Below are 26,431 nucleotides of genomic sequence, written 5' to 3' on the forward strand. Positions count from 1 at the left end.
CCTTCCCCGAGCCGCTGCCCCGGTGGGACGACTCCGCGGCGAACCGCGCGCACTTCTGGGCGACCGAGCACGAGACCCGCGCGGACGTCGTGCGTCCGGGCCGTGACCGCCCCGCCGCGGACGCGCAGGAGCCCGGCCGCGCACGGGCGACCGGGCTCCTGGCGTGCTGCGGCCGGCGGGTCAGGCCGTCGTGTCGGGGGAGGTCCCGCCCGTGTCGGGCACCGCCTCGAACGCCGTCGTGGAGTCGTCCTCGACGACCTCGAGCAGCTCGCCGATGCGGGTGACCTCGAGCAGGAACCGCACGGTCGGCGGCACCCGGAGCAGCTGCACGGGGTGCTGGCTGCGGATCGCGAGGCGCGCGAGGAACGCGACGCCCGACGAGTCCATGAACGTCACGTGGTGCGTGTCGACCTCGATCGGCAGGCCGACGTCCTCGGCCTCCGTGGTGGCCTCCTGGAGGTCCGGGCCGAGGTCGGCGTCGACCTCGCCCGAGAGCACGATGCGCGTGCGGTCCGCCCCCAGGATCACGTGCACCGCTCCCGGCTCGCCGTTGACCGACGTGCTGCCCTGCAGGGGCGCGGTGGCTCGGTCGGAACCACCCGCGGCGTGCAGGTCCTCAGCGGGCTCGTCCGGCCCCGGGCTGTTACCGTCGCGCACGATGCTCCTTCCCGGGTGAGGTCAGCCCTCGGGCCCCGAATCACGCAGAGCCCGCGGCAGATCGCGGGATACGTTCGGCACGCTAGACGATCGGAGGTGGTCGTGGTCAACTCCGGGACCACACAATCTCCACACGCGCCCCTGGACGAGCTGCCCGGGGCGGCGCTCGCGGCGGTCGACGTGCCCGTCTTCATCACCGCCGACCACGGTGGCTCGTGGCCGATCGTCTGGGTCAACGAGTCGTTCGTCCGCACGACCGGTTTCACCGCGTCGCAGGTCATGGGCCGTGAACCGGGGATGCTGCGCTCCGCGACGACCGACGAGGCCGTCGTCGAGCAGCTGCGGACGTCGATGCGTGCGGGGGTCGGGCGCACCGAGGTGCTGCGCGCGGAGGCTGCCGACGGTTCACCCTTCTGGTCACGCGTGTCGGTCTCGCCGCTGCGCGACGGCGACACCGTGACGCACTGGGTCGTGGTCCTCGTGGACGTGACCGAGCTCATGGACCGCGACGTCGAGCACGCGGCCCTCGTGGCGTCCGAGCGCCGGGAGCGCACGTCGCTCGGGCTCGTCTCGCAGGTGTCGGACCTGCTGATGGACATCGACGACCCGTACACGCTGCGCGAGATCGCCCGGCTCCTCGAGCGGGGGCTCGTGCGCTGGGCGGGCTTCTACCTGAACGACGACGGCCTGCGGGCGGTCGACGGCGTGGACGCGCAGTCCGCCCCGACCGGGCGCGGCGACCGCCACGGCAACGTGCCGCCCGACCAGGTCGAGACCGTGGTCGAGGTCGACCCCGTGCAGCAGCTGCTCGACGGGGAGCGGGACGGGCCGTTCGAGCTCGCGCTGCGCACCGACCGGCCCCCGACGAGCGCGTCCGGCTGGCTCGCGCGCCGGCTCGGTGCCCGGGACTCCCTCGGCAGGCCGGCCGCGGACCGGGACCGGCTGCCCGACGACGTCGAGAGCGTCGTGCTGCTGCCCGTGCCCGGCCGCCGGCGCATCCTCGGCCTGCTCGCGGTCGTGCCGCGCGCCGGCGCGGGCGTCGACGTGCTCGACGAGGCGACGCTCACGGTGCTCAGCCTGACGGTCCGCCGGGTCGGCCTCGCGGTGGACAACGTGCGCCTCTACGCGCGCGAGCACCGCCTCGCGGAGACGCTGCAGCGCGCGATGCTCCCCGAGCAGGCCGAGGTCGACGGGCTCGACGTGTGGACGTACTACGCGCCCAACGCGGAGCACGCCCAGGTGGGCGGCGACTGGTACGACGTGCTGCAGATCGCCCCGGACGTCGTCGGCGTCGTCATCGGGGACGTCGTCGGGCACGACGTCGAGGCCGCCGCCGCGATGGGTCAGCTCCGCTCGGTCGTGCGCTCCTACCTCTTCGAGCAGGCCGAGCCGGGCGCGGTGCTCTCGCGCGTCGACCAGCTCGTCGCCGGGATGCGCGTGCCGCGGCCCGCGGGGCTCGTGCTCACGACGATGCAACGGCAGGAGGGCGGCGGCTGGCGGGTCGAGTACTCGCGCGCCGGGCACCTGCCGGCGCTGCACGTGCGCGCCGGTGTGGTGACGCGGCTGTCCGGCGCGGGCGGGCCGCTCATCGGCTTCGGGCGCGCACCGCGCGAGAGCGCCGGGACCGACGTGCGGGCCGGCGACTTCCTCGTCTTCTACACCGACGGGCTCATCGAGCGGCGCGACCGGTCGCTGCGGCAGGGCGTCGAGTCGCTCGCCGAGGTCGCCGCCGGCGTCACCGCGCTCGACGCGGCAGGCATCGGCGAGGAGGTGCTCTCGCGCCTCGCCGACAGCCCCGAGGACGACGTCGCGGTCGTCGTCGTGCGCGTCCCCGGCCCGGACGACGAGACGCGGCGCTCCGGCAGCCCGCGCGTGCGGCGCTGGGTGCTGCCGGGGGAGGCCGCGTCGATCGGGCGCGCGCGGCACGCGGTGCTGCGGACGGCCCGCGCCTGGGACCTCGCGGGTGTCGGGCACGCGGAGCTCGTGGTCTCCGAGCTCGTCGCGAACGCCGTCCTGCACGGCTGGGGGCAGGTGCAGCTGCGCCTCTACGACACCGGCGACGGGCTGCGCATCGAGGTCGAGGACTCCAACCCGACACCGCCCGTGACGACCGACGGGCACCCCGGGCGCATCGGGGGCTTCGGGATGCAGATCGTCGAGCGGCTCGCCGACTGGGGCTGGCGGCCCTCGCGCGGCGGCAAGCTCGTGTGGGCGAAGGTCCGGGACTCGCGGCGCTGAGGGGCGGCGCGGCCACGCCAGGGCCGGCGCGCGCCGGCTCCGGGGACGACGACGGACCCGCCGCGGCGGGCGACGGGTCCGGACGAGCGGGTGGTGCGAGGGTCAGGCCGAGGGGGTCGGGCCCGTCCCGGCCGGACGTTGGAAGCCCGACTCCTGCTTCGTGTGCGTGCACGTGTCCTCGACGCGGAACAGGTCGAGCGCGCCGCAGACCTCGAGCACGAAGAGGTCACGGGCGTCGGCCCCGCGCAGGACCGTCGCGCCGCCGCGGCTGCGCGAGGAGTCGGCGAGCGTGATGAGGAACGCCGCGCCGGTCGAGTCCATGAACGTGACGCCGCACATGTCGATGACGAGCAGCTGGCGGCGCAGGCCCACGACGCGTGCCGCGATCTCGGGGAACCGGTCGCGCTCGGCGAGGTCGAGGTCCCCGTCGATCACGAGCGTGGTCGAGGTGGGGGAGCTCGAGATCTCGATCATGGCCATCCCGGGAGAAGGGTCGGTGAGCATGCTGACTGTAACCACCGTCCAGGTGACCCGCATTCCCACCCCGCCGCGCCGGGTGCGCCCGTGCGCGCGGCGGGGGCCTGCGAGACTGGCCCGATGAGCCACCAGAACCTTCTCGGGCCCGAGCCGACCCTCCTGCCGGCCGACGGCGCCGACGCCGACGCCCGCGCTGCCCTGCAGTCGGGCGCCGACCTGCGCGAGGCCGCACGCCGGAGCCCTGCGTCGTCGTACGCGTGGGCCCTGCTCGCCGAGCAGGCGCTGTCCGAGACCGGCGACCCCGTCGCGGCGTACGCGTTCGCGCGGACCGGCTACCACCGCGGGCTCGACGCGCTGCGCCGGGCGGGGTGGCGCGGCCAGGGCCCGGTGCCCGCCGACCACGAGCCGAACCAGGGCTTCCTGCGGGCGCTGCTCGCGCTGCACGAGGCGGCGGAGGCCATCGGCGAGGACGACGAGGCCGAGCGCTGCGCGCAGTTCCTCGTCGACTCGGGGACGTCGGCCGACGAGGTGTCCGGGCTGCGCTGAGCCGGCACGGGAGCCGGCGTCGGCGCCGGGCGGCCGGCACCGGCGCCGCCCGTCCGCCACGTCGGCGCGGCGCCTCGCCCGGCGCGCGTCCATGACCCCGCCTTTACCGGTCCGCTAAACTCCCGGAGGTACTGGGTCACTGCCGCCCGTGCCCCGGGTCCCCGGCCAGCGAGCCGCCTCGCACCGAACCATCGCGGACCGGACCGCTGGCAGCCGTGGAGAGTGGTGATCTGATGCCCGCCGTCGTGGTGCTCGGGGCCCAGTGGGGCGACGAGGGGAAGGGCAAGGCGACCGACCAGCTCGCCTCCCGCATCGACTACGTCGTGAAGTTCAACGGCGGGAACAACGCCGGGCACACGGTCGTGATCGAGGGCGAGAAGTACGCGCTCCACCTCCTGCCCTCCGGCATCCTCTCGCCCGGCGTGGTCCCCGTGATCGGCAACGGCGTCGTGATCGACCTCGAGGTGCTGTTCCACGAGATCGACGCGCTCGAGGCCCGCGGCGTCGACACCGGCAGGCTCCTCGTCTCGTCCGCCGCGCACCTCATCGCCCCGTACAACCGCACGATCGACAAGGTCACGGAGCGGTTCCTCGGCAAGCGCAAGATCGGCACCACGGGCCGCGGCATCGGCCCCACGTACGCGGACAAGATCAACCGCGTCGGCATCCGCGTCCAGGACCTCTTCGACGAGAACATCCTGCGCCAGAAGGTCGAGGGTGCCCTCGACCAGAAGAACCACCTGCTCGTGAAGGTGTACAACCGGCGCGCGATCACGGTCGACGAGGTGCTCGACGAGCTCCTCGCGAACGCCGACCGCCTGCGCCCGCTCGTCGCCGACACCCCGCTCGTGCTCAACCGCGCGCTCGACGAGGGCAAGACCGTCGTGTTCGAGGCCGGTCAGGCGACGATGCTCGACGTCGACCACGGCACCTACCCGTTCGTCACGTCGTCCTCCGCGACGGCCGGCGGCGCGTGCACCGGCTCGGGCGTCGGCCCGACCCGCATCGACCGCGTCGTCGGCGTCATCAAGGCCTACACGACGCGCGTCGGCGAGGGCCCGTTCCCGACCGAGCTGCTCGACGACACCGGCGAGTGGCTGCGCAAGACCGGCGGCGAGTACGGCACCACGACCGGCCGCCCGCGCCGCACCGGCTGGTACGACGCCGTCGTCGCCCGCTACTCCGCGCGCATCAACGGGCTCACCGACCTCGTCGTCACGAAGCTCGACACCCTGACCGGCCTCGAGAAGGTCCCGGTCGCGGTCGCCTACGACGTCGACGGCACCCGCCACGACGAGATGCCGCTCGACCAGAGCGACTTCCACCACGCGACCCCGGTCTACGAGGAGTTCCCCGGCTGGTGGGAGGACATCTCGCAGTGCCGCTCGTTCGACGACCTCCCCGTGAACGCGCAGCGCTACGTGCTCGCGCTCGAGGAGATGTCCGGGGCGCGGATCTCGGCCATCGGCGTCGGGCCCGGTCGTGAGGCGACGATCGTCCGGCACGACCTGCTGGGCTGAGCCGAGCGGGGCGTCCGCCGAGCAGGGCGTCAGCCGAGCGGGGCGTCCGCCGAGCAGGGCGTCAGCCGAGCGGGGCGTCCGCCGAGCAGGGCGTCAGCCGAGCGGGGCGTCAGCCGAGCCGGTCCGCCCGTGACCGGACGTCGTCCACCACCGGTGCGTTGGCCCCGCGCGCCGCGAGGTCGTCGGCCAGCGTGAGGAGCTCCTCGCGGGCGGCGCCGCTGCGCTCGGCCTCGACGTTCAGGTCCGTGCGGAGGTCGACGACCTGGTGGTACGGCAGGTTGTGCGCGGCGTCGCCCGACCGCTGGTAGAGCGCGAGGGCCGGCGCGGTGAGCTGCAGGGCGGCGTCGGGGTCGGCGGCGTGCGCCTGCACCATCCGGTCGTCGACGCGGCGGTAGAAGTCCCGCCCGACGCTGCGGGCGACCGTGACGGCGGCCTGCGCGGCGAGCTCGGTGCCCGGCAGCAGCTCGGCCGCGTCCCGGAGCGTGGCCATCCCGGCCCCGAGCGTCGGGGACTGCGAGCCGTCGAGCACGAGCGACAGCCCGACCTCGCGCGTGAACCACTCGTGCGCGAGCCGGTCCTCCTCCCGGCTCATCGGCCGCCCGACCCGCAGCCGCGCCGCCGGCGAGGTGAGGAACAGGCCGCCGCCGTGGTACGCGGCCCGGATCAGGTACTCGCCGGGCGCGTCGAACAGGAACCCGCGGGTGCCGAACGTCAGGGGGACCACCGCGCTGTACCGGTCCTCGCCCTGGTTCGACGCGTCGGCCGCGAGCGGCTCGAGGACCGCGGTCCGCGGCAGGCCGTACTCGCACACGACCGGGTCGAACACCACGGTCCTGCCGTCGGGCCGCCGGACGAGCACCGTCGTGACGCCGTGCCGCGGGTCGAGGCGCACGTCGAGCTCGAGCGGGGACGGGGACGCGTTGCGCAGCCGGAGCTCGACCTGCACCGGCTCCATGAGCTCGACGTAGCCCTGCGTCCGCACGAGCAGCTCGACCGCCGAGTCCGGGGCCGTCTCCGCGGTGGCGTCCGGGGGTGACTCCAGGTGCCCGCCCGACGCCCACGGGTCCCCGCCCATGATCACGGCGGCCCGGTCCCCGTGACGCAGGTGCAGCAGCTCCTCGTCGTCGAACCGGAATCGGAAGGAGCTCCAGAACGCGTCCGTGCCGTTCCGGGCGTCGTACCGCTGCGGGTAGTTCATCCACGAGAGGGCGTCCGGGCGCGCCTTGTTCCACGAGTGCAGGAAGTTGAACGCGTGGCCCGCCTCGTGGACCCACGTGTACAGGAACTGCCGCATCGAGAAGGCCTCGGCCTGGGTCACCGCGGGGCGGTCGACGAGGTTCCTGAACCAGGGGTGGTTGCGGAAGACCGCGAACCCCTGCCGGTCCGGTCCCTCGCCCGCACCCCCGAAGCTGGCGGCGGCGTCGAACATGATGCCGCCGGTCGTGGCCTCCTCGTACGAGCCGGCGAGCAGCCCCCACATGTGCCAGCTCGGCCAGGTGCTCGGGAAGCCGCTGAACGCGGTCTCCATCGCGTCGTGCAGCTCGGCGGGCGACCAGGTCGCGAACCCCGGGTCGCTGTCGTCGAGGACGGACGGAGCCGTGGACCGGGTGATCTCGACGCCCGCCTCGCGGTACGCCTCCTCGATGGTCAGCTCGCGGAGCGCCGTGTCGACCGGACGCACGGCGTGCGCGTGGGTGTCGTAGCGCGGCACCAGCGGCGCCGCGGCGACCGACGAGCACCGGTCGATCTCGAGGTCGACGGTGCGGAAGCTGTCCGAGCGCAGCGCGCACAGGAACGTCGACCGTCGCACGCCGCGCCGGGCGAACGTCACCTGGGCGGGGCCGATCACGCCGCCGCGCCACGGCACGACGACGGCGACGGTCGTCAGCGGGTGGAGCCCCTGCCAGTACCGGACCGTCCCCGTGACCTCGACGCTCGTGCGCCGCCACACGACCGTCGGGGAGTCGACGACCCACGAGTGCAGGTACGTCCGGACCGTCCGCGCGGCGCCCGGGCCGGGCGTGAGGTCCGCCAGGACCGGCCGGTGGAGGTACACGTCGCCGCTCAGCGTGTCCAGGACGGGCGAGGTCGCGCTGTACCGCCGGTCGACGTCCAGGCGCAGGTGCAGCTCCTGACCCTGGACGGTGACGCCCCCGCCCCGCCCGACGTAGAGGCCGCTGACCCCACCTCGCCGGGGCCGGGCGGCGTCCGGTCCGCGCTCGTCCTCGTCCAGGTCGAGGGTGCCGGGGGCGTCGGGCTCGGGACCGTGCATGGTGCTCTCCGCAGGGCAGTCGGTCGGGGCGTCCGGCTGCGTGGCGCTGACGCGCCGGAGCCGTCCCGCCGGCTCCGGGTGGCGCGGGTGCGCGGAGAGCCGGACGACCAGGCTGCCGCCGCGTCCCGGGGGCAGGAAGGTCCGGAAGGGCACCCCCGGGGGCCGGTGCGGTGCACGAGCGGACGCACCTCGCCCGGCCGGTGACGTCCCTACACGTACCCCAGCGGCTCGCGCCCGGTGCGGACCACCAGGCCGCCCGGTTCCACCGCGACGGTGACGACCGTCTCCGGGTCGACCACGACCTCGGCGGACAGCCCGCGGCCGGGGACCTCCACGCGCAGGCGCGCCGAGGGCGCAGTGTTCTCGAGCCGGACGATCTCCGCGTAGCCGAGGAGCAGCCGCGTGGTGACGTGCGGGGAGCTGCGCACCTCGGTGCCGTCGAGGAGGAGCACGACCTCGTCGTCGTCGAAACCGTCCTGCAGGTGGACCGACGTCATCGCACGCCTCCCGCGGTCGCTCGCGGACCGGACGGTCCCCGCATTCGCCCGATCGTCCTCCGCGCACGTCCCCGGGTCGACCGCACGCGGGTCCGGGGATCACCGGCGGGGAACCATGACGCGCAGCGCGGCCGCGGTGACCTGCACGTGGATCGGCGTCGTGCCCGACACCTCACCGTCCACGTCGACCGCCATCGGGCGGTCCGTCGTCACGTGGAGCTCCGTCGCGCTCAGGTGGCCCTTGCGCGCGACCGGCTCCCACGGCGTCACGGCCTGCCGCGCTGCCGCACCCGCGGTCGAGAGGCGGGAGCGGCCCCCGAGCGCGTACGCCGTGAGCAGGCGGTCCTCGAGGCTCGCGTCGCGCGCGATCGGGGTGCCCGCGTGCATGCGGCCGTTCGCGATGTTCAGCTGGTGGGTCACGACCTCCCACACGACGTCGCCGCTGCGGACCTCCGCGACGAACGGGCGGTGGCGGGCCAGAGACACCGCGGCCGTCGCCGTGTACGCCGAGCGGCCGAGGTGGCGCTTGAGCCGGTGCGGGGTGCGCCCGGCGACCTCCGCCGAGATGCCGATGCTCACGAGGTTCGCGAAGTAGTCGCCGTCGACGCGCCCCAGGTCGACCTGGGCGACCCGCCCGCCGGTCACGACGTCGACCGCGGCGCGCAGGCCGCGCGGCAGCCCGAGGCTCCGGCTGAAGTTGTTCGTGGTGCCCAGGGGGACGTAGCCCAGGACCGTCTCGCTGTGCGCGAGGTGGTCGACGACGCTCGCGATCGTCCCGTCGCCGCTGCCGACGACGAGCATCGAGGGCCGGGCCGCGAGGAGCTGCGGCAGCAGCACCGGCAGCTCCGCGGCAGGGTCCGTGACGAGGTGTGCGGCGGTGAGCCCGATGCCCTGGGCCGTCAGCAGGTCGCGCAGGCGGGGGAACGCCTCGGCGCCCCGGCGGGACCGGCCGTTGACGAGCAGGACCGCCTCGCGCGTGGGGAGCTCGGGGCGGGCGCGGGCGATCGCGTGCGACGGGGTCGGGACCGATCGGCCGGGGGTGGGGGTCACGGGGGCATGTCTACCCATAACGGGCAGGCGTGCGCCAGGAGCGGGCGGAGCGGCTCGCCACGTCGACTGCGCCGCCGACCCGTGACCGAGACCCTGTCCGAGCCCGGACAGCAGCCGGCGCGCTACGCCGCGTCCCGTCAGCGGGCGGCGGCCCGCTGGTACTGGCGGACCGTCAGCGGCACGAACACGATCAGCAGCAGGACGCCCCACGCGAGCGTGTAGAGCACGGGGTTCTGCAGCGGCCACGCCGTCGGCTCCGGGGTGCCCGGCGGGATGTTGCCGAAGAGCTCGCGCGCCGCCTGCGTGACGCTCGACACCGGGTTCCACTCGGCGAAGGTCTGCAGGACGGGCGGCAGGTTGTCCGACGGCACGAACGTGTTGGCGATGAACGTCAGCGGGAAGATCACGATGAACGTCGCGTTGTTGAACACCTCGGGCGTGCGCACGAGCAGCCCGACGTACGCCATGAGCCAGCTGATGCAGTACGCGAAGAACAGCAGGAGCAGGTAGCCGAGCGCCGCCTCGCCGACCGAGGTCGTGATGCGCCACCCGACGACGAGCCCGGTCAGGGTCATGATCAGCACGGTCAGGACGTTGTTGACGACGTCGGCGGTCGTGCGACCCACGAGCACCGCGGAGGGGGCCATCGGCAGCGAGCGGAAGCGGTCGATGATGCCGGTCTTGAGGTCCTGCGCCATGCCGGAGCCGGTGATCGTGGCGCCGAAGATCATGGTCTGCGCGAAGATCCCGGCGATCAGGAACTGCCGGTAGAGGTCCGGGTCGACCTCGGGCGTCCCGGGCAGCGCGATCGAGCCGCCGAACACGTACGCGAACAGCAGCACGAACATGATCGGCGAGATGATCGACCCGACGAGCAGGTCGGGGACGCGCTTGATCTTGATGAGGTTGCGGCGCGTGACGGTCCAGCCGTCGCCGAGCGCCTGTGCCAGGTCGGTCACGCGCGGGCCTCCTCGGTGGGTCGGTCCTCGGCCTCGTGCCCGGTGAGCCGCAGGAACACGTCGTCGAGCGTCGGCCGGCGGATGCCCGCGTCGAGCACCTCGACACCCGCGTCGTCGAGCGCGCGCAGGGCGCCGACGAGGGCGCTCGACCCGCCGTCCACCGGGGCGGTGACGGTGCGGGTGTGCTCCTCGACGACCGGGTCGCCGGCCGCGACGACGCCGAGCGCCGCGCTCGCCCGGGCGAGGTCCTCGGCGCGCGTGACGGTGACGTGCACCCGCTCGCCGCCGACCTGCGCCTTGAGCTCGTCGGACGTGCCCTCGGCGATCACCCGACCGTGGTCGATCACCGCGATGCGGTCCGCGAGCCGGTCCGCCTCCTCGAGGTACTGCGTCGTGAGCAGCAGGGTCGTGCCGCGGGCCACGAGCTCGGCGATGACGTCCCACATCGCGAGGCGGCTGCGGGGGTCGAGCCCGGTCGTCGGCTCGTCGAGGAACAGCACCTCCGGCTCGGCGACCAGGGCGCCCGCGAGGTCGAGCCGGCGCCGCATGCCTCCCGAGTACGTCCGCACGGGCCGGCGCGCGGCGTCGACGAGGTCGAAGCGCTCGAGCAGCTCGTCGGCCCGCTCGCGCGAGCGCCGTGCACCGAGGTGGTAGAGCCGCCCGACCATGTCGAGGTTCTCGAAGCCCGTGAGGTTCTCGTCGACCGCGGCGTACTGGCCCGAGACGCCGATGCGCGAGCGCAGGGCCTTCGCGTCGCGCACCACGTCGAGCCCGACGACCGTCGCGGTCCCGGCGGTGGGCCGCAGCAGCGTCGTCAGGACGCGGACGGCGGTCGTCTTCCCGGCGCCGTTCGGGCCGAGGAGGCCCAGCACCGTCCCCTCCTCGACGGTCAGGTCCAGACCGTCGAGCGCCCGGACGGAGCCGTAGGTCTGCACGAGGCCGTGCGCGGTGATGGTCGACACCCGAGCCAGTGTGCTCGGCACCACCCACACGGACCAGGACGACCCCGACATCGCGCCGGATCAGGCAGCCGCCCGGCCGTGTATCCGGTGGGCGGGCCGCACGTCCTCCGTGGGCCGGCATGTCCCCTGCATCCCCGGCACCCGAGAGAGGACGAGCACCCATGACCACAGCGGACGACCCGCGCGGCGCGGGCCGGGTACCCAGGCGGGTCCCCCTCACGGTCCACGGCCAGCGCGCGGACCAGATCAACAACGTCGACGGCGACCAGGTGTACCAGCAGTACGTGCACCACGTGGAGCAGCAGAGGGACGGGTTCCTGCGCGACGTCGCGGCGACCCGCACGAAGGCGCGTGCGCTCATCGTCGTCGGCTTCGTCGCGTTCCTCGTCGGGCTCGCCGCCTTCGCGTACTCGATCCTGACGTTCATGGCGGAGGTCGGGAGCCTCGACCTCGCCACGACGCAGCTCCCCGGACCTGGGGAGCTGACGCCGTTCGGTCCGCCCGTGCTCGGCATGCCGCTCGGGCTGCTCGGCTGGGCGCTCGCCGCGCTCGGGACGATCCTCATGGTCGTCGGCGGCGTGCTGCACGTCGTCGCGACCGCCCGGCGGCGGCGCGTCGACCGCGAGCACCCGGTGCCCCCGCCGGTCCGCCCGCCGTGGTGGGGCGGGGCGACCGCTCCGGGAGGTGACCGGCCGTGGTGAACGTGACGGGCGGCCAGCACGCCACGGTGATCAACAACGTCGACGGCGACCAGCACAACTACGACGCGCGGACGGTGGGCGACGGCGCGCAGGCCGCCGCCCTGGGGGCGGTGCGCGACCTGCGCGCGCTGCTCGACGGCCTGGGCCTCGACGCCGCGACGGCGCAGGCCGCCCGCGCCGACGTCGCGGAGATCGAGCAGGCGGCGTCGGCAGGCGACAAGGAGCGTGCCGGCGGGAGCGTCGAGCGGCTCACCGCGCGGCTCGACCGGGCCGGACGGCTCGCGTCCGCCGGTGCGGCGCTCGTGCCCCCGCTGCGGGTGCTCGGGGGCTGGCTCGGTGCGCTCGGGGCGGGCGTGCTCCAGCTGCTGCCCGGCTGAGGCAGCGCGACCGCTCCTGTGGGGATCGACACGCTCCCCACAGCGTCACCACAGCCGCACGTCCGAGGGTCGGAGGCACACCCCGGGACCGGCCCGGGACGCACCGAGGAGCACCTCATGAAGCTCAACCACAGGCTCGCCGCAGCGGGCGTCGCCGGAGCCCTCGCGGTGACCGGCCTGACGGCGGTCGTCGTCGCCCCGCTCGCGTCGGCCGCGAGCGACACCGCCACGCCCGACGCGACCGACGACGCGACGGCCACCCGCGCCGCCGGCCGCGTGCAGGCGATCACCGACGCGCTGGCCGGTCTGGTCAGCGACGGCACCGTCACCCAGGCGCAGGCCGACGCGGTCGCGACGACGCTGGCCGGGTCGGACGCACTGCGTGGGGGAGGCGGCCACGGCGGCGGGCGCGGGCTCGACCTGGGCGCTGCCGCGGAGGCGCTCGGCCTGACCGCCGACGAGCTGCGCACCGCGCTCGCGGCCGACGGCGCGACCCTCGCGAGCGTCGCCGAGGCGCAGGGCGTCGAGCTCTCCGTCCTCACCGACGCGCTCGTGGCAGCGGGCACCGAGCGCATCGAGGCCTCGCTCGCCGACGGCCGGATCACGCAGGAGGAGGCCGACGCGGCGATCGCGGCGCTGCCGGGGAAGGTCGCGGAGCGCGTCGAGCAGGAGCTGCCCGCGGGTGGCGGGCGTGGTGGGCGGGGCGGCCCGGGAGGCGCCGCCGACGGCACGGCCACGCCGGACGGGGCCACCACCACGCCGGACGGCGCGACCGCGACGCCGAGCAGCACCGGGGGCGTCTGACCCGGTCCGCGGCGGGAGAGCGGGGCGCCCGAGCCGCCGCCTCGTCCCCGCTCCGGTGCGCGTGCGCCGGAGCGGGGAGGAGCGGTCCTCGCCCCACCGCCACCCTGCCGCCCACGAGCGCAGCCGCCGGTGCGACCGGCACGTGACCGCGCCCGCCCGGCCGTCTAGCCTTCGCGGCATGGAGCTGCGCTGGGAGGAGTCCCGCGACGCGTTCGCGGACGCGGCGGACTGGTTCGTCCGGACCGTCGGGCAGGTGGGTGACCGCTGGGGCGAGCCCGGCCTGGGCGAGTGGGACGTGCGTGCGCTCGTCGGGCACACGAGCCGCTCGTTCCTCACCGTCGAGGAGTACCTCGCGAAGCCGGCGGCGGCGGTCGAGGTCGAGTCGGCCGTCGCGTACTACCGGGCGACGCGCGAGATCGCCGCCGGGCCCGGGGTCGCGGACCGCGGTCGCGCCGCGGGGACGGCGCTCGGCGACGACCCCGTGGCGGCCGTCACGGAGATCGCCGCCCGCGTGGGCGCGCTGGTCCGCGGGTGCGACGGCACGGAGCCGCTCACCTCGATCGCGGGTGGGATGCGGCTCGCCGCCTACCTCCCGACCCGGACGTTCGAGCTCACCGTGCACACCACCGACCTCGCCGTGGCACTCGGCGTGCCCGCCGACGTGCCCGCGTCCGCCGCGCGGCAGGCCCTCGGGCTCGTGACGGCGCTCGCGGTCGAGGACGGCGCGGCCGGCGCGATGCTCCTCGCCACGACGGGCCGGCGCGGTCTGCCGGCGGGCTTCTCGGTGCTCTGAGGCTCGCTGCTCTAGGGCGGCATCCCGCGCACCTGCGCACCTGCCGCTCCGTCCGACGTGCCCTCGTCGGGCGCGTGTCGAGAACCCGCGACCGGCTCCGTCCTGGGGGTGACGGTGCCACGCTGGGCACCACCACGAGGAGAGGGTGACGACATGACCCGGTACCTGCTGGCGGTCGACTTCCAGGCCGGCGTCGACGAGACGCCGATGTCGGAGTGGTCGCCCGAGGAGATCGCAGCCCACCTGGACCACTACCGCGTCCTCAACGAGGAGCTCGTCGCGAGCGGCGAGCTCGTCGAGGCCACGATCCTCACGGGGCCGGACCTCGCGAAGATCGTGACGTCGGACGGGCAGCGCGCGCCCGTCGTGACGGACGGGCCGTTCCAGGAGTTCAAGGAGTGGGTCGCGGGGTACCAGATCGTCGACGTCGCGTCGCAGGAGCGGGCGATCGAGATCGCCGCGCGGGTCTCGGCCGTGCCCGGGCAGTTCGGGCGGCCGACGCAGCAGCCCGTCCAGGTCCGGCAGGTCATGGACGAGGGACCGTCGGGGGTCGACGAGATGCGCGCGTTCCTCGACACGGCCGGCGGCGAGCGCTGAACCTGGCCCCGGACGTCGAGGACCTGCTGCGCACGCTCGCGCCGCAGGTCGTCGGCGTGCTCGCCCGCCGCAGCCACGACTTCGACGCGGCCGAGGACGCCGTGCAGGAGGCGCTCCTCGCGGCGGCGACGCACTGGCCGCGCGACGGCGTCCCGGACAACCCCCGCGGGTGGCTGCTGCAGGCCGCGACGCGCCGGCTCGTCGACCACGTCCGCAGCGAGGCGTCGCGCCGGCGCCGGGAGCTCCTGGCCGCGCAGCACGAGCCCGCCGGTGCCCGGCCGACCGGCGAGGACGACACCCTCACGGTGCTCCTGCTCTGCTGCCACCCGTCCCTGACGCCGGCCTCGGCGGTCGCGCTGACGCTGCGCGCGGCCGGCGGGCTGACGACGGCCGAGATCGCCCACGCGTTCGGCGTCCCTGAGGCGACGATGGCGCAGCGCCTCAGCCGCGCGAAGCAGACGGTCCGCGCGTCGGGCGCACCGTTCGCCCGGCCGACGCCCGACGAGCTGCCGGACCGGGTCCGCAGCGTCCTGCACGTGCTCTACCTCGTCTTCAACGAGGGGTACACGAGCACGCGCGGCCCGGACCTGCACCGGGTCGAGCTCGTCGACGAGGCGGTCCGGATCACCCGGCTGGTCCGCGCGCTGCTGCCGGACGACGCCGAGGTCGCCGGGCTGCTCGCGCTCATGCTGCTGGTCGACGCGCGCCGGCCCGCCCGGACCGACGCCGCGGGGGACCCCGTCCCGCTGCCGCAGCAGGACCGCACGCTCTGGGACCGGGCGCGCGTCGCGGAGGGGCTGGAGCTGCTCGACGCCGCGCTGCGCGGCGGGCCCGCGGGCGAGTACACGCTGCAGGCGGCGATCGCGGCGGTGCACGACCGGGCACCGACCGCCGACGCGACCGACTGGCCCCGGGTGCTCGCGCTCTACGGTGCGCTCGAACGGCTCACGGGAAACCCGGTCGTCACGGTCAACCGCGCGGTCGCCGCCGCGATGGTCGACGGCCCGGCCGCCGGGCTCGCGCTGCTCGACGGGCTCGACGACCGGCTGGGCCCGAACCACCGTCTCGACGCGGTGCGCGCGCACCTGCACGAGCGGGCGGGGGACACGGCCGCGGCGCTGGAGCACTACCGCCGGGCGGCCGCGCACGCGACGAACGTGCCGGAGCAGCGGCACCTCGCGGCGAAGGTCGCGGAGCTCACCCGGGCGGCGCAGGCGGCAGCGGTGCCCGACGACGCAGGCGGGCGTAGGGCCTGACCGCCGCGGGGTGTCGACTCGCGACGGCCGGCCCGCACGCCGGCTCGCGTCCCGCGACGGCCGCCCGCACGTCGGCCCGCGCCGTGGCGGAAGGCGGTGCCCCCGTCGCCCGTCGCGCCCGGCGTCCTCGGGCGCCCCTCGTCAGCGCGCCGCGTGCCGCTCCAGGAACGCGTACACCTCGGCGTCGTCCACGCCCGGGAACGTGCCCTGGGGCAGCGGCGCGAGGACCTGCGCGTGCAGCGTCGCGGACGGCCACGAGGCCGAGCGCCAGCGGCGGCTCAGCTCGGCGTCGGGCCGTCGGCAGCACGACGGGTCGGGGCAGCGGGACTGCGTGCGCAGCGCGGTGTCCCGGCCGCGGAACCACGACGCGTGCGCGAACGGGACGCCGACGGTGATGGAGAACTCGCCCGACTCGGACGCGCCGGTCTGCGAGGTGCACCAGTACGTGCCCTGCGGGGTGTCGGTGTACTGGTGGTACTCCGTCGTGCGGTCGCGGCGCACGAGCGACCCGCGCGCGGCCCAGCGCCGGCACACGGGCTGGCCCTCGATCGCGCCCGTCGGGTCGGTCGGGAACGTGATGCCGTCGTTCTCGTAGCCGCGGGTCAGGGCGCCGTCGTCGCCCACGCGCAGGAAGTGCACCGGCAGCCCGAGCTCGCTCGTCGCGAGGTTCGTGAACCGGTGCGCCGCGGCCTCGTGCGTGACGCCGAACGCGTCGCGGAAGTCCTCGATCGCGAGGTCCTTGGCGCGCTTCGCGGCACCGAGGAACTCGAGCGCGGCGCTGCGCGGGATGAGGCACGACGCGGCGAAGTAGTTGATCTCCATGCGCTGACGCAGGAAGTCGGCGTAGGAGACGGGCCGGTCGTGGCCGAGCACGCGGTGCCCGATCGCCTGGAGCGCGAGCGAGCGCAGCCCGTGCCCGCCGGGGATCGACGCGGGCGGCAGGTAGATGCGCCCGCTCGCGAGGTCCGTCACGGTGCGGGTCGAGTGCGGCAGGTCGTCGACGTGCAGGATCTGGAAGCCGAGCTGCTCGGCCATGCGCGCGACGGCGCGGTGCGTGAGGGCGCCGACCGTGTACCCGGCCCTGCGCGCGAGGTCCTCGCCGACGCGCTCGATCTCGGGCAGGTGGTTGTCGCGCTCCTGCATCCACAGCCGCAGCTCGGTGTTGGCGCGGCGGGCCTCCTCGGGCGTCGCGATCGACTCGGTCTCGCGGCGCGCGAGCTCGGCGTGCAGCCCGACGAGGGCCTCGAGCGCCTCGACCGGCATGCCGCGGCTCGGGCGGACGGACGGCAGCCCCAGGCCTGAGTAGAGGTGCGAGCGCTGCGCACGGTCGAGGGCGATCTCGAGCGCGGCGCGGCGGCTCGGGGGCTCGGGGGCGAGGAGCTCGGCGACCTCGACGTGCAGTGCCGCCGCGAGCGCCTGCAGGAGCGAGAGGCGCGGCTCGCGGTGGCCGTTCTCGACGAGCGAGAGCTGGCTCGGGGCGGAGCCGGTCGCCTGCGCGAGCTGGTCGAGCGTGAGACCCCGGCTCGTGCGGAAGTGCCGGATACGGCGGCCGAGCGTGAGGAGGTCGCTGCCGTCGGGCCGGCGGCGGGCCGGGGTGGCGGGGTCCGTGCCGGGGGCTCCGGGTGCTCCCGGGGGCAGCGGACGGTCCTGCGCGCTCGGTCCCACGGCGTCGGGGGTCATGGCTTGACGGTAGCGAAAGATCCGTAGTTCTTGACAGGCCTGGAGCCGGGAAAGTGCGGCGGTACGGGGCCACAGTGGAAGGGAGGTCGTCACCGTCGCCGAGCCGCCGGCCCCGCCCGCCACGTCCGAGCCGTCCGCCCGAGCCACCCGCAGCAGGAGGTCCGTCCCATGACCGTCATCGACCGCCCCGACGCCCGACCCGCGACGCGCACCGTCGCCGACGCCCGGCCCGGCGGTGCGTCGTCGGCACCGGGCCGCCGCCGCACGGCCGACGCCACCGCCCCGACGACCCACTGGCGGCTGCGCGCCTGGGTGCAGCGGATCGCCGACCTCACCGAGCCCGACGACGTCGTCTGGGTCGACGGGTCGGCCGAGCAGAAGCAGCGCCTCGTCGACGGCATGGTCGAGGCCGGCACGCTGGTCCCGCTGAACCCCGAGCTGCGCCCGGACAGCTACCTCGCGCGCTCGGACCCCGACGACGTCGCGCGCGTCGAGGACCGCACGTTCATCTGCTCGCTGCGCGAGGAGGACGCGGGCCCGACGAACAACTGGCGCCAGCCCACCGCGATGCGCGCCGAGCTGCGCGGCGCGTTCGCGGGGTCGATGCGCGGCCGCACGATGTACGTCGTCCCGTTCTCGATGGGCCCGCTCGGCGGACCCATCTCGCAGCTCGGCGTCCAGGTCACCGACTCGCCGTACGTCGTGGTGAGCATGCAGGTCATGACGCGCGTCGGCTCCCCGGTGCTCGACCTGCTCGGGGCCGACGGCGACTTCGTGCCCGCGATCCACTCCGTCGGGGCGCCGCTCGTGGGCCGTGACGGCGAGCCGGTCGCGGACGTGCCGTGGCCCTGCAACCGCACGAAGTACATCGCGCACTTCCCCGAGACGCGGGAGATCTGGTCGTTCGGCTCCGGGTACGGCGGCAACGCGCTGCTCGGCAAGAAGTGCTTCGCGCTGCGCATCGCGTCCGTCATGGCGCGCGACGAGGGCTGGCTCGCCGAGCACATGCTGGTCCTGCGCGTGACCGACCCTGCGCAGCGCGTCTTCCACGTCGCCGCGGCGTTCCCCTCGGCGTGCGGCAAGACGAACCTCGCGATGCTGCGCCCGACGCTGCCCGGGTGGACGGTCGAGACCATCGGCGACGACATCGCGTGGATGCGTCCCGGCGGCCCCGGCACCGACGGGCGGCTGCGCGCGATCAACCCCGAGGCCGGGTTCTTCGGCGTCGCCCCCGGCACGGGCCCGGCGACCAACCCGACGGCGATCGAGACGCTGCGGTCCGACGTGCTCTTCACGAACGTCGCGCTGACCGACGACGGCGACGTGTGGTGGGAGGGCCTGACCGACACCCCGCCCGCCCACCTGACGGACTGGCGCGGGAACGACTGGACGCCGGACAGCCCGACGCCCGCCGCGCACCCGAACTCGCGCTTCACGGTCGCCGCCGACCAATGCCCGACCATCGCCGACGACTGGGACTCGCCCGCGGGCGTCCCGATCGACGCGATCCTGTTCGGCGGCCGCCGCGCGAGCAACGTCCCGCTCGTCGCGCAGGCCAGGGACTGGGCGCACGGGGTGTTCATGGGCGCGACGATCTCCTCCGAGCAGACCGCCGCCGCCGAGGGCACCGTCGGGGCGCTGCGCCGCGACCCGTTCGCGATGCTCCCGTTCTGCGGCTACAACATGGCCGACCACTGGGGCCACTGGCTGCGGCTCGGTGCCGAGCTCGAGGCGCGCGGCGTGCCGCTCCCGGCGGTCTTCCAGGTCAACTGGTTCCGCAAGGGCACCGGCGGCCGGTGGCTGTGGCCGGGCTTCGGGGAGAACTCCCGCGTGCTCGCGTGGGTGCTCGGGCGGGTCGCGGGCGACACCGCGGACGCCACGGGCGTCGTCGACTCCCCGGTCGGGCTGCTGCCGGCTCCCGGTGCGGACCCGGCCGTGACCGCCGGTGCGCTCGACCTGCGGGGGTTGGACCTCCCCGCGGAGGACCTCGACGAGCTGTTCCGCGTCGACGCCGCCTCGTGGCGCGCCGAGTGCGACCTGACCGAGGAGTTCTTCGCCCGGTTCGGCGCGCACCTGCCCGAACGGCTCACCGAGGAGCTCGCGACGCTGCGCTCGCGGCTCGGGGAGGTCTGAGCGGGCGCGCGTCGCTCACGCGTACGCGTAGCTCGACGACGAGTACTCGGAGTAGCCCTCGCGGGGGCGCAGCGTCGTCCCGCACCCGACGCAGTCCACGGGCCGGCCGCCGTCGCGCCCGCGGATCGTCAGCCACGCACCCGCCCGGCCGGTGAGCACGCCGCGGAGCTGCACGAGCTCGTGCGCGCCGTGCTTCTCGGCGGTCGCGACGAAGTCGAGGAACGTCGTGTGCCGGTCGCACTCCGGGCAGTGGAGATCGACGACGCGGAACGGTCCGTCGAGGTCGTCGACCCGGACCTCCAGGTGCTCCGCGAGCTCACGGACCTCCGCGTCGTCCATCGTGCGCATCTCGGGCGGGTCGTCCGACGGGAGCGCCCGCAGGGTCTCCCGGTCGACGCGGTACGTGCGGGTCGCCGCCGGCCGCTCGTACAGCAGCGCGCGCACGTCGTCGGGGGACAGGAAGCCGCCCTCGCGCTCGTCCATGGCGTCCCTCCCGGTTCGGCAGGCTCGCCGGCCTGCGTGCGGACGGGCCGTGCCGCCCTCGTCCGAGCGTCGTCGGCACGCGCGGGGGACACCAGGCCCGGTCGGGCAGCCGTCCGGGCGCCCACGCTGCACCGACGGGCGGGTTCCCGGACGGCCCGGGCGCGCTCCGGCCGTCGATCGCCCAGACTCGTGCTGTTCACGCACCCGTCCGACAGGAGCCTCCCGTGTCCCGCGTCCTCATGGTGGTCTCGGCCGCCGACACCCTCGTGCTCACCGACGGCACCGCGCACCCGACGGGGTTCTGGGCCGAGGAGCTGGTCGTCGCGCACCGGACGCTGACCGGCGCCGGGCACGACGTCGTCGTCGCGACGCCGGGGGGCGCGCGCCCCACGGTGGACCCGGCCTCGCTCGACCCGACGACCGTCGGCAGCGCCGAGAAGGTCGACGACCTGCACGCCTACCTCCGCGGGATCGGCGGCGCCCTCGACGCGCCGGTCGCGCTCGAGGGGGTCGACGTCAGCGGGTTCGACGCCGTCGTGATCCCGGGCGGGCACGGCCCGATGGTCGACCTCGCCGTCGACCCGGCGCTGGGCCGCCTCCTCGTGCAGGCCGACGCGGCGGGACTGGTGATCGCGCCGTTCTGCCACGGGCCGGCGGCGCTGCTGTCCGCGACGACCGACGACGGCGGGTTCCAGTTCGCCGGGCGGCGGCTCGCGGTGTTCACCGACGAGGAGGAGCGCACCGGCGGCACGGGCGAGACGACGCCGTGGTTCGTCGCGACCCGGCTGCGCGAGCGCGGCGCGGTCGTCGAGGCGGGCCCGGCGTGGTCGAGCTTCGTGGTCCGCGACGGCAACCTGGTCTCGGGGCAGAACCCGCAGTCGAGCGAGGAGGTCGCGCAGGCCGTGCTCGACGCGCTGGGGGCCAGCCGGCGCTGAGCCGGGCGCGGCCCGCGTCGCCCCCGTCCGCCATGCCGCCCTTGACCCTCCCCCTGGGGCAGGGTCGACAGTGACCGTGTGACGACGACGCACCAGCCACCCGCGCTCCTGACGATCGGCCAGCTCGCCGACCGGTCGGGCCTCAGCCTCAAGGCGCTGCGCCTGTACGACGAGCTCGGGCTGCTGCCGCCCGCGCGCGTCGACCCGGCGTCGGGGTACCGGTACTACGACACCGGTCAGCTCGACCGGGCGCGGCTCATCGGGCTGCTGCGCCAGGTCCGCATGCCGCTCGCGGACATCGGGGCGCTGCTCGCCGACCGGGACCCGGAGCGGCTGCGGGCCTGGTGGCGCGGGGAGGCCGACGACCACCGCCAGCGCGACGGCGTCGTGCGCTACCTGCTCACGGAGCTCGACGGCGCCGAGCGGCCCGTGATCCCGGTGCTCACGCGGCACGTGCCCGACGAGAAGGTCGCCACGACGTCGGCTCACGTGCTGCAGCCGGACCTCCCGCGGTACATCCCGGAGGCGATCGGCCGGCTGCGCGAGCACCTCGCGGCGTGCGGCGCGGCGGCCCGGGACATCGACTGGACGGTGTACCGCACGCCGTCCACCACGGACTCCGCGGGGCGCGTCGAGGTGTGCGTCCCGTTCAGCGGCACCGTCCAGCCGACGACCGAGGTCACCGTGCGCGTCGAGCCCGCGCACCACGAGGCGTACGCCCGGATCACCAAGGGCGAGGTCCGGGCGCCGCACATCATGTTCGCGTTCGACGCGGTCGCCGCGTGGGTCGCCGAGCACGGCCACACCCGCACGCTCGACCCGCGCGAGGTGTACTTCGCCGACTGGGTCGCGGTCGACGACGCGACACCCGCGGTGGACATCGCGTTCCCGTACGCGCCGGTGGCCGCGGCGGAGGTCGCCCCGTGACCCGCGCCGGCGACCGGGGCGACGCGCTCGACCGGTACCGCACCCACACCCCCTTCACCGACCCCGGTGCGCACGCGGCACTGCTGCGCACGCTCCCGGCGGACCTCGACGCGCTCGCCGCCGCGGTCCGCGGGCTCGTCGTGCACTACGTCGCCTCCGGTCTCTCGTTCCCGCCCGACCGGCTCGCCGAGATCGACAGCCGCTGGGTCGAGGCGATGCTCGCGCGCCTCGCCGAGCACGACCCGGCACCCCTGTCGGAGCGGCGCGACGTCGACGCGTGCCTCGTCGGCTGCTGCCGCGACTTCACGCTGCTGCACGTCGCCGCGCTACGCGAGCACGGCGTCCCGGCGCGCAGCCGCGTCGGGCTCGCGCCGTACCTGCGCCCCGGGTTCGCGCACGACCACGTCGTCGCCGAGCGCTGGGACGCCTCGCGGGCGGCGTGGGTCCGCGTCGACGCGCAGATGGACCCCGCCGACTGGGCGGACGTCGACGTCGCGGACCTCGGCACCGGGCCCGGCAGCCCGTTCCGGCCGGCGTCGCGGCTCTGGCTCGACCACCGTGCGGGCCGTCTCGGCGCTGCGGACCTCGACGGCTACGGCGTGAGCCCCGACCTTCCGCTGCGCGGGCGCTGGTTCGTGCGCAACTACGTGGTCGTCGAGCTCGCGCACCTGACCGGGCACGAGCTGCTGCTGTGGGACCTGTGGGGCGCGATGACCCCACCGGCCGTCGGCCCCGACGGCGAGCTCACCGAGGTCGCGGTGCCCGACGACCCCGAGCTCGACGCGCTCGTCGACCGGGCCGCCGCGCTGCTCCTCGACCCGGACGCGCACCTCGCGGAGCTCGACGCGCTCGCGGCCGACCCGCGCCTCGACCCGCGGACCGGCGTGGTGTGCGACTCCCCGCGGGGTGTGCAGGCCACGGTCGACCTGACCGCGCGGGCCGTGCGCGAGGTGCAGCACTGACCCGCCGCGTCTCGGGCGCCGCCGCTCAGAGCAGCCCGTGCGCCCGGAACACGCGGTCGAGGATCTCGCGGACGACCGGCGCCTTGAGCTCGTTGTAGTCCATGCCCGACCCGCCGCCGTCCGCGCGCAGCCGGTCCGCAGCCGCGTGCTTGGCCGCGGCGTAGGCCGCGCGGTCCTCGGGGTGCTCGCGGAGCCAGTCCCGCAGGAGCCGGTGCCGGACCGCCTCGGGGGAGTCGGGGCTCCAGACGTGCAGGTTCGCCCGGGGTCCCGCGTGCACGAGGACGCGGTGCTCGTGCCAGGCCCGCTCCCGCAGGACGAGCGTGAAGCCCTCCGCCTCGAGCGCCGGCACGTACGCGGCCTCGTCCGTGGAGTCGGTGACGGTGAGGTCGAGGTCGATGATCGGCTTCGCGGCGAGGCCGGGGACCGAGGTCGACCCGACGTGCTCGAGCGCGAGCACCCCGTCGGCGAGCGCCCGCCGGACGCGGTCCGCGAGCACCGCGGCGGCGTCGGCCCAGGCGGGGTCGTGGTCGGTGACCGTGATCGGCTCCGGGGTCGAGGGGGCGAGCCACTCGGCGCCGTCGGGGTCGTAGGGGTGGTGGCGGACGATCTCTGCTGCGGTCGGCACCGCCCGAGGCTAGCGAGCGTGCGGGGGCTGCGTCTGTCGCTCCGGTCCCGCGCTGCCCGCCGGGTAGTCGACGAGCGGCGTCGCACCGGCCGCCCAGGCGTCGAGGATCGGCTGCACGATGCGCCAGCCCTCCTCGGCCTCCTCGGCGTGCGCGGACAGCCGGGTGTCGCCCGCGATCACCGCGAGCAGCAGCTGCCCGTACGGCGTCGGGTCCTGGCGCGCGAGCTCGGTGTCGAGCTGCACGGTCTCCAGGTCGAACGGGTCGCCGATGCCGTTGACGTTGAGCCGCAGCGACATCCGGTCGGGGTCGAGCTGGAGGCGCAGCTCGTTGGCCTCGGGGTGCTGGCCGGTGAACACGTCGTGGGGCACGGGCCGGAACCGGACGACGACCTCGCGCCGGTCCGAGTCGAGCGCCTTGCCGGTGCGCAGCCGGAACGGCACGCCGCCCCAGCGCCAGTTGTCGATGGACAGCGTGACGTCCGCGTAGGTCTCCGTCGCGCGCGCGGCGTCGACGCCCTTCGCGTCCACGTACGCGTCGACCTGCCGGGTCTCGCCGTCCTTCCCGGTGACCTCCCCGCTCGTGTACCGCCCGCGCACGGTCGCGCGCGCGACCTCCTCGGGGGACAGCTCGCGCACCGCGCGCAGGACGTCGACCTTGCGCTTGGACAGGTCCGCCGGCCCGACCGAGAGCGGCGGCTCCATGGCGACGTAGGTGAGGAGCTGCAGCAGGTGGTTCTGCACCATGTCGCGCAGCGCGCCCGAGCGGTCGTAGTAGCTGCCGCGGGCCTGGGAGTCGACGGTCTCGTCGAACACGATGTCGACGCTCTCGACGTACCGGCTGTTCCACAGCGGCTCGAGGACGGCGTTCGCGAACCGCAGGCCCAGCAGGTTGATCACGGTCTGCTTCGCGAGGAAGTGGTCGACGCGGAACGTGCGGTCCTCGGGGACGACCGCCGCGAGCTCCGCGTTGAGCGTGCGGGCGCCCTCGAGGTCCTCGCCGAACGGCTTCTCGACGACGACGCGCAGCCCGGCCGGCCGCTCGCACCGCCCGAGCGCCGCGATGACGTCACGGAACAGCACGTGCGGCAGCGCGAGGTACAGCACGACGGGCTCGTCGCCCTCGGGGGCGGCCTCGGTGAACGCCTGCTGCAGCGTCGCCGGGTCCGTCACGTCGCCGTGCACGAACCCGGCCTCGTCGGCGAGCGCGCGCACCTGCTCGGCGGGCCCGTGCCCGGGGTGCTCCGCGACGACGCCGCGCACGTGCTCGCGGAACGCGTCCGGGGTGAGGTCGTCCTGCGCGACGCCGACGAGCCGGACCCCGCCCTCGACGAGGTGCAGCACCTGCGTGAGGCCGGGGAGGAGGTAGCGGCGCGTGAGGTCACCCGTGGCGCCCAGCACGATCATGTGTGCGGTCATCGTCGTCCGTCCCCGAGTGCGGCGGCCCTGCTCCGGCGTGAGCGAGCGCGTCCCCACTCCACCCGAGCGGCACGGGGGGCGCAACCGGGGCTCGCCCCGGGCCCCGCGGACCGCCGACGGCCCCGCGGACACCCCGGGCCCGGTGCGGCGGCGCTGGGTAGGCTCCCGGCCGTGGAGATCCTCGTCATCGGCACCGGCGCGCGCGAGCACGCCCTCGTCCGCGCGCTGTCCCGCGACCCCCAGGTCACCGGCCTGCACGCCGCTCCCGGCAACCCGGGCATCGCGCAGCACGCCCGGATCCACGGCGTCGACCCGCTCGACGGAGCCGGGGTGGCCGCGCTGGCCCGCTCGCTCGGTGTCGACCTCGTGATCGTCGGGCCCGAGGCCCCGCTCGTCGCGGGCGTCGCGGACGCGGTGCGCGAGGCCGGGATCGCCGTGTTCGGGCCGAGCGGCGAGGCCGCGCAGCTCGAGGGGTCCAAGGCGTTCGCCAAGGACGTGATGGCCGCCGCCGGCGTCCCGACCGCGGAGCCGCGCGTCGCGTCGACCCCCGAGGAGGCCGCGGCGGCGCTCGACGAGCTCGGCGCGCCGTACGTCGTCAAGGACGACGGCCTCGCCGCGGGCAAGGGCGTGGTCGTGACCACCGACTACGCCGAGGCGCTCGCCCACGCGCACGCGTGCCTCGCGAAGCCCGGGGCCCGCGTCGTCATCGAGGAGTACCTCGACGGCCCCGAGGTCTCGCTGTTCTGCCTGTCCGACGGCGCGACCGTCGTCCCCCTCGTCCCCGCGCAGGACTTCAAGCGCGCGCACGACGACGACCGCGGCCCCAACACCGGCGGCATGGGCGCGTACTCCCCTCTGCCGTGGGCGCCGCGCGGGCTCGTCGAGGAGGTCGTCACGCGCGTCGCGCAGCCGACGATCGACGAGATGGCCCGCCGCGGCACGCCGTTCGCGGGCGTGCTGTACGTCGGCCTCGCGCTCACCACGCGCGGCACCAAGGTCGTCGAGTTCAACGCCCGCTTCGGCGACCCCGAGACCCAGGTCGTGCTGGCCCGCCTCGCGACGCCGCTCGCCGGGGTCCTGCACGCCGCCGCGACCGGCGCGCTCGCGGACCTGCCGCCGCTCGAGTGGAGCGACCAGGCCGCCGTGACGGTCGTCGTCGCGTCCGAGGGCTACCCCGGCGCGGTCCGCGGCGGCGACGAGATCACCGGCATCGAGGACGCCGAGCAGGTCCCCGGGGTGCACGTGCTGCACGCGGGCACCGCGCTCCAGCAGAACCCCGCCGGGGACGACGACGACGCGCTCGCGGGCGCCCGGCTGGTCTCGGCCGGCGGGCGGGTGCTCTCGGTCGTCGGCGTCGGTGCCGACCTCGCGGACGCGCGGGCGGCGGCCTACGCGGGCGTCGAGCAGATCGAGCTCGCGGGCTCGCACCACCGGACGGACATCGCGCGCGCGGTGTCGCTGGGGCCCTCGGCCTGACCCCCGGGGACACGGCGGCCGCTCCCACCGGCACGCGTGCCGCGTCCCACCCGGGGGCGTGGCGGTCGCCGCCCCCAGCGGTGCGCGT

At 75.5% G+C, this 26,431-nt stretch carries 25 protein-coding genes; 14 read left to right on the forward strand and 11 right to left on the reverse strand.

The annotated features are described in order from the left end of the window. Positions 1 to 180 precede the first annotated feature (180 nt). Positions 181 to 657, reverse strand: coding sequence for an STAS domain-containing protein (locus tag ACWFNE_RS14055; RefSeq protein WP_452123046.1), 477 nt, complete (start codon positions 655 to 657; stop codon positions 181 to 183). A 96-nt stretch (positions 658 to 753) separates the two neighbouring features. Between ACWFNE_RS14055 and ACWFNE_RS14060 the strand changes: the two genes are divergently transcribed. After that, complete coding sequence (locus ACWFNE_RS14060) at positions 754 to 2,895, forward strand: SpoIIE family protein phosphatase (RefSeq protein WP_452123047.1); 2,142 nt, start codon at positions 754 to 756, stop codon at positions 2,893 to 2,895. A gap of 102 nt (positions 2,896 to 2,997) precedes the next feature. Here ACWFNE_RS14060 and ACWFNE_RS14065 read toward each other — a convergent pair whose 3' ends face one another. Then, the gene (locus tag ACWFNE_RS14065; protein WP_452123126.1) at positions 2,998 to 3,369 is read right to left on the reverse strand and encodes an STAS domain-containing protein; all 372 of its coding nucleotides are present in this window, start codon (positions 3,367 to 3,369) and stop codon (positions 2,998 to 3,000) included. A gap of 123 nt (positions 3,370 to 3,492) precedes the next feature. Here ACWFNE_RS14065 and ACWFNE_RS14070 point away from each other — a divergent pair, with 123 nt between their 5' ends. Further along, a complete protein-coding gene (locus tag ACWFNE_RS14070) occupies positions 3,493 to 3,918 on the forward strand; it encodes a DUF3151 domain-containing protein (protein WP_452123048.1) in 426 nt (141 codons plus the stop codon). Positions 3,919 to 4,151: 233 nt separating this feature from the next. Continuing rightward, positions 4,152 to 5,438 (forward strand): adenylosuccinate synthase, encoded by a 1,287-nt coding sequence (locus tag ACWFNE_RS14075; RefSeq protein ID WP_452123049.1) that lies wholly within the window; start codon positions 4,152 to 4,154, stop codon positions 5,436 to 5,438. Positions 5,439 to 5,547: 109 nt separating this feature from the next. Here ACWFNE_RS14075 and ACWFNE_RS14080 read toward each other — a convergent pair whose 3' ends face one another. From ACWFNE_RS14080 to ACWFNE_RS14100, 5 genes are all read right to left on the reverse strand, one after another. After that, positions 5,548 to 7,710, reverse strand: coding sequence for a hypothetical protein (locus tag ACWFNE_RS14080; RefSeq protein ID WP_452123050.1), 2,163 nt, complete (start codon positions 7,708 to 7,710; stop codon positions 5,548 to 5,550). Between the two features lie 209 nt (positions 7,711 to 7,919). Continuing rightward, on the reverse strand, positions 7,920 to 8,207 hold the full coding sequence (locus tag ACWFNE_RS14085) for a hypothetical protein (protein ID WP_452123051.1): 288 nt from the start codon (positions 8,205 to 8,207) through the stop codon (positions 7,920 to 7,922). Positions 8,208 to 8,306: 99 nt separating this feature from the next. Then, positions 8,307 to 9,257, reverse strand: coding sequence for a diacylglycerol/lipid kinase family protein (locus tag ACWFNE_RS14090; RefSeq protein ID WP_452123052.1), 951 nt, complete (start codon positions 9,255 to 9,257; stop codon positions 8,307 to 8,309). A gap of 137 nt (positions 9,258 to 9,394) precedes the next feature. Continuing rightward, positions 9,395 to 10,216, reverse strand: coding sequence for an ABC transporter permease (locus ACWFNE_RS14095; RefSeq protein ID WP_452123053.1), 822 nt, complete (start codon positions 10,214 to 10,216; stop codon positions 9,395 to 9,397). After that, positions 10,213 to 11,178, reverse strand: coding sequence for an ATP-binding cassette domain-containing protein (locus tag ACWFNE_RS14100; RefSeq protein WP_452123054.1), 966 nt, complete (start codon positions 11,176 to 11,178; stop codon positions 10,213 to 10,215). The genes ACWFNE_RS14095 and ACWFNE_RS14100 overlap by 4 nt, the downstream gene beginning before the upstream one ends. A 161-nt stretch (positions 11,179 to 11,339) precedes the next feature. Between ACWFNE_RS14100 and ACWFNE_RS14105 the strand changes: the two genes are divergently transcribed. From ACWFNE_RS14105 to ACWFNE_RS14130, 6 genes are all read left to right on the forward strand, one after another. Next, positions 11,340 to 11,879 carry a hypothetical protein gene (locus ACWFNE_RS14105; protein WP_452123055.1) on the forward strand — a complete coding sequence of 180 codons (540 nt, stop codon included), beginning with the start codon at positions 11,340 to 11,342 and terminating at the stop codon, positions 11,877 to 11,879. Next, entirely contained in the window at positions 11,873 to 12,256 is a 384-nt protein-coding gene (locus ACWFNE_RS14110; RefSeq protein ID WP_452123056.1) for a hypothetical protein, read from the forward strand. Before ACWFNE_RS14105 ends, ACWFNE_RS14110 begins: the two co-directional genes overlap by 7 nt. Before the next feature lie 117 nt (positions 12,257 to 12,373). Then, a complete protein-coding gene (locus tag ACWFNE_RS14115) occupies positions 12,374 to 13,060 on the forward strand; it encodes a hypothetical protein (protein ID WP_452123057.1) in 687 nt (228 codons plus the stop codon). Between the two features lie 178 nt (positions 13,061 to 13,238). Next, positions 13,239 to 13,853 carry a maleylpyruvate isomerase family mycothiol-dependent enzyme gene (locus ACWFNE_RS14120; protein ID WP_452123058.1) on the forward strand — a complete coding sequence of 205 codons (615 nt, stop codon included), beginning with the start codon at positions 13,239 to 13,241 and terminating at the stop codon, positions 13,851 to 13,853. 153 nt (positions 13,854 to 14,006) lie between these two features. Beyond that, positions 14,007 to 14,450: a YciI family protein gene (locus ACWFNE_RS14125; RefSeq protein ID WP_452123059.1), complete on the forward strand. Its 444-nt coding sequence runs from the start codon at positions 14,007 to 14,009 to the stop codon at positions 14,448 to 14,450. Between the two features lie 2 nt (positions 14,451 to 14,452). Then, positions 14,453 to 15,706, forward strand: a complete 1,254-nt coding sequence (locus ACWFNE_RS14130) for an RNA polymerase sigma factor (protein WP_452123127.1) — start codon at positions 14,453 to 14,455, stop codon at positions 15,704 to 15,706. A 141-nt stretch (positions 15,707 to 15,847) separates the two neighbouring features. On the opposite strand, the gene ACWFNE_RS14135 is transcribed toward ACWFNE_RS14130, so the two are convergent. After that, complete coding sequence (locus ACWFNE_RS14135; protein WP_452123060.1) at positions 15,848 to 17,386, reverse strand: helix-turn-helix domain-containing protein; 1,539 nt, start codon at positions 17,384 to 17,386, stop codon at positions 15,848 to 15,850. A gap of 168 nt (positions 17,387 to 17,554) precedes the next feature. On the opposite strand from ACWFNE_RS14135, the gene ACWFNE_RS14140 reads away from it, so the two are divergent. Then, the gene (locus ACWFNE_RS14140; protein ID WP_452123061.1) at positions 17,555 to 19,519 is read left to right on the forward strand and encodes a phosphoenolpyruvate carboxykinase (GTP); all 1,965 of its coding nucleotides are present in this window, start codon (positions 17,555 to 17,557) and stop codon (positions 19,517 to 19,519) included. Between the two features lie 15 nt (positions 19,520 to 19,534). Here the strand turns inward: ACWFNE_RS14140 and ACWFNE_RS14145 are convergent, their stop codons facing one another. After that, positions 19,535 to 20,002 (reverse strand): hypothetical protein, encoded by a 468-nt coding sequence (locus ACWFNE_RS14145; protein ID WP_452123062.1) that lies wholly within the window; start codon positions 20,000 to 20,002, stop codon positions 19,535 to 19,537. 224 nt (positions 20,003 to 20,226) lie between these two features. Here ACWFNE_RS14145 and ACWFNE_RS14150 point away from each other — a divergent pair, with 224 nt between their 5' ends. The 3 genes from ACWFNE_RS14150 to ACWFNE_RS14160 all read left to right on the forward strand — a co-directional run bounded on the left by ACWFNE_RS14150 (position 20,227) and on the right by ACWFNE_RS14160 (position 22,826). Then, positions 20,227 to 20,937 (forward strand): type 1 glutamine amidotransferase domain-containing protein, encoded by a 711-nt coding sequence (locus tag ACWFNE_RS14150; RefSeq protein WP_452123063.1) that lies wholly within the window; start codon positions 20,227 to 20,229, stop codon positions 20,935 to 20,937. Positions 20,938 to 21,015: 78 nt separating this feature from the next. Then, on the forward strand, positions 21,016 to 21,864 hold the full coding sequence (locus tag ACWFNE_RS14155; RefSeq protein WP_452123064.1) for a MerR family transcriptional regulator: 849 nt from the start codon (positions 21,016 to 21,018) through the stop codon (positions 21,862 to 21,864). Further along, on the forward strand, positions 21,861 to 22,826 hold the full coding sequence (locus ACWFNE_RS14160) for a transglutaminase-like domain-containing protein (protein WP_452123065.1): 966 nt from the start codon (positions 21,861 to 21,863) through the stop codon (positions 22,824 to 22,826). Before ACWFNE_RS14155 ends, ACWFNE_RS14160 begins: the two co-directional genes overlap by 4 nt. 25 nt (positions 22,827 to 22,851) lie before the next feature. Here the strand turns inward: ACWFNE_RS14160 and ACWFNE_RS14165 are convergent, their stop codons facing one another. Together ACWFNE_RS14165 and ACWFNE_RS14170 are read right to left on the reverse strand one after the other, a co-directional pair. After that, complete coding sequence (locus tag ACWFNE_RS14165) at positions 22,852 to 23,451, reverse strand: GrpB family protein (RefSeq protein ID WP_452123066.1); 600 nt, start codon at positions 23,449 to 23,451, stop codon at positions 22,852 to 22,854. Positions 23,452 to 23,460: 9 nt separating this feature from the next. Then, a complete protein-coding gene (locus ACWFNE_RS14170; RefSeq protein WP_452123067.1) occupies positions 23,461 to 24,867 on the reverse strand; it encodes a glucose-6-phosphate dehydrogenase in 1,407 nt (468 codons plus the stop codon). A gap of 171 nt (positions 24,868 to 25,038) precedes the next feature. Between ACWFNE_RS14170 and purD the strand changes: the two genes are divergently transcribed. Continuing rightward, the gene (purD, locus tag ACWFNE_RS14175) at positions 25,039 to 26,343 is read left to right on the forward strand and encodes a phosphoribosylamine--glycine ligase (protein WP_452123068.1); all 1,305 of its coding nucleotides are present in this window, start codon (positions 25,039 to 25,041) and stop codon (positions 26,341 to 26,343) included. Positions 26,344 to 26,431 lie beyond the last annotated feature (88 nt).

It is taken from the genome of Cellulomonas sp. NPDC055163 (assembly GCF_053607065.1).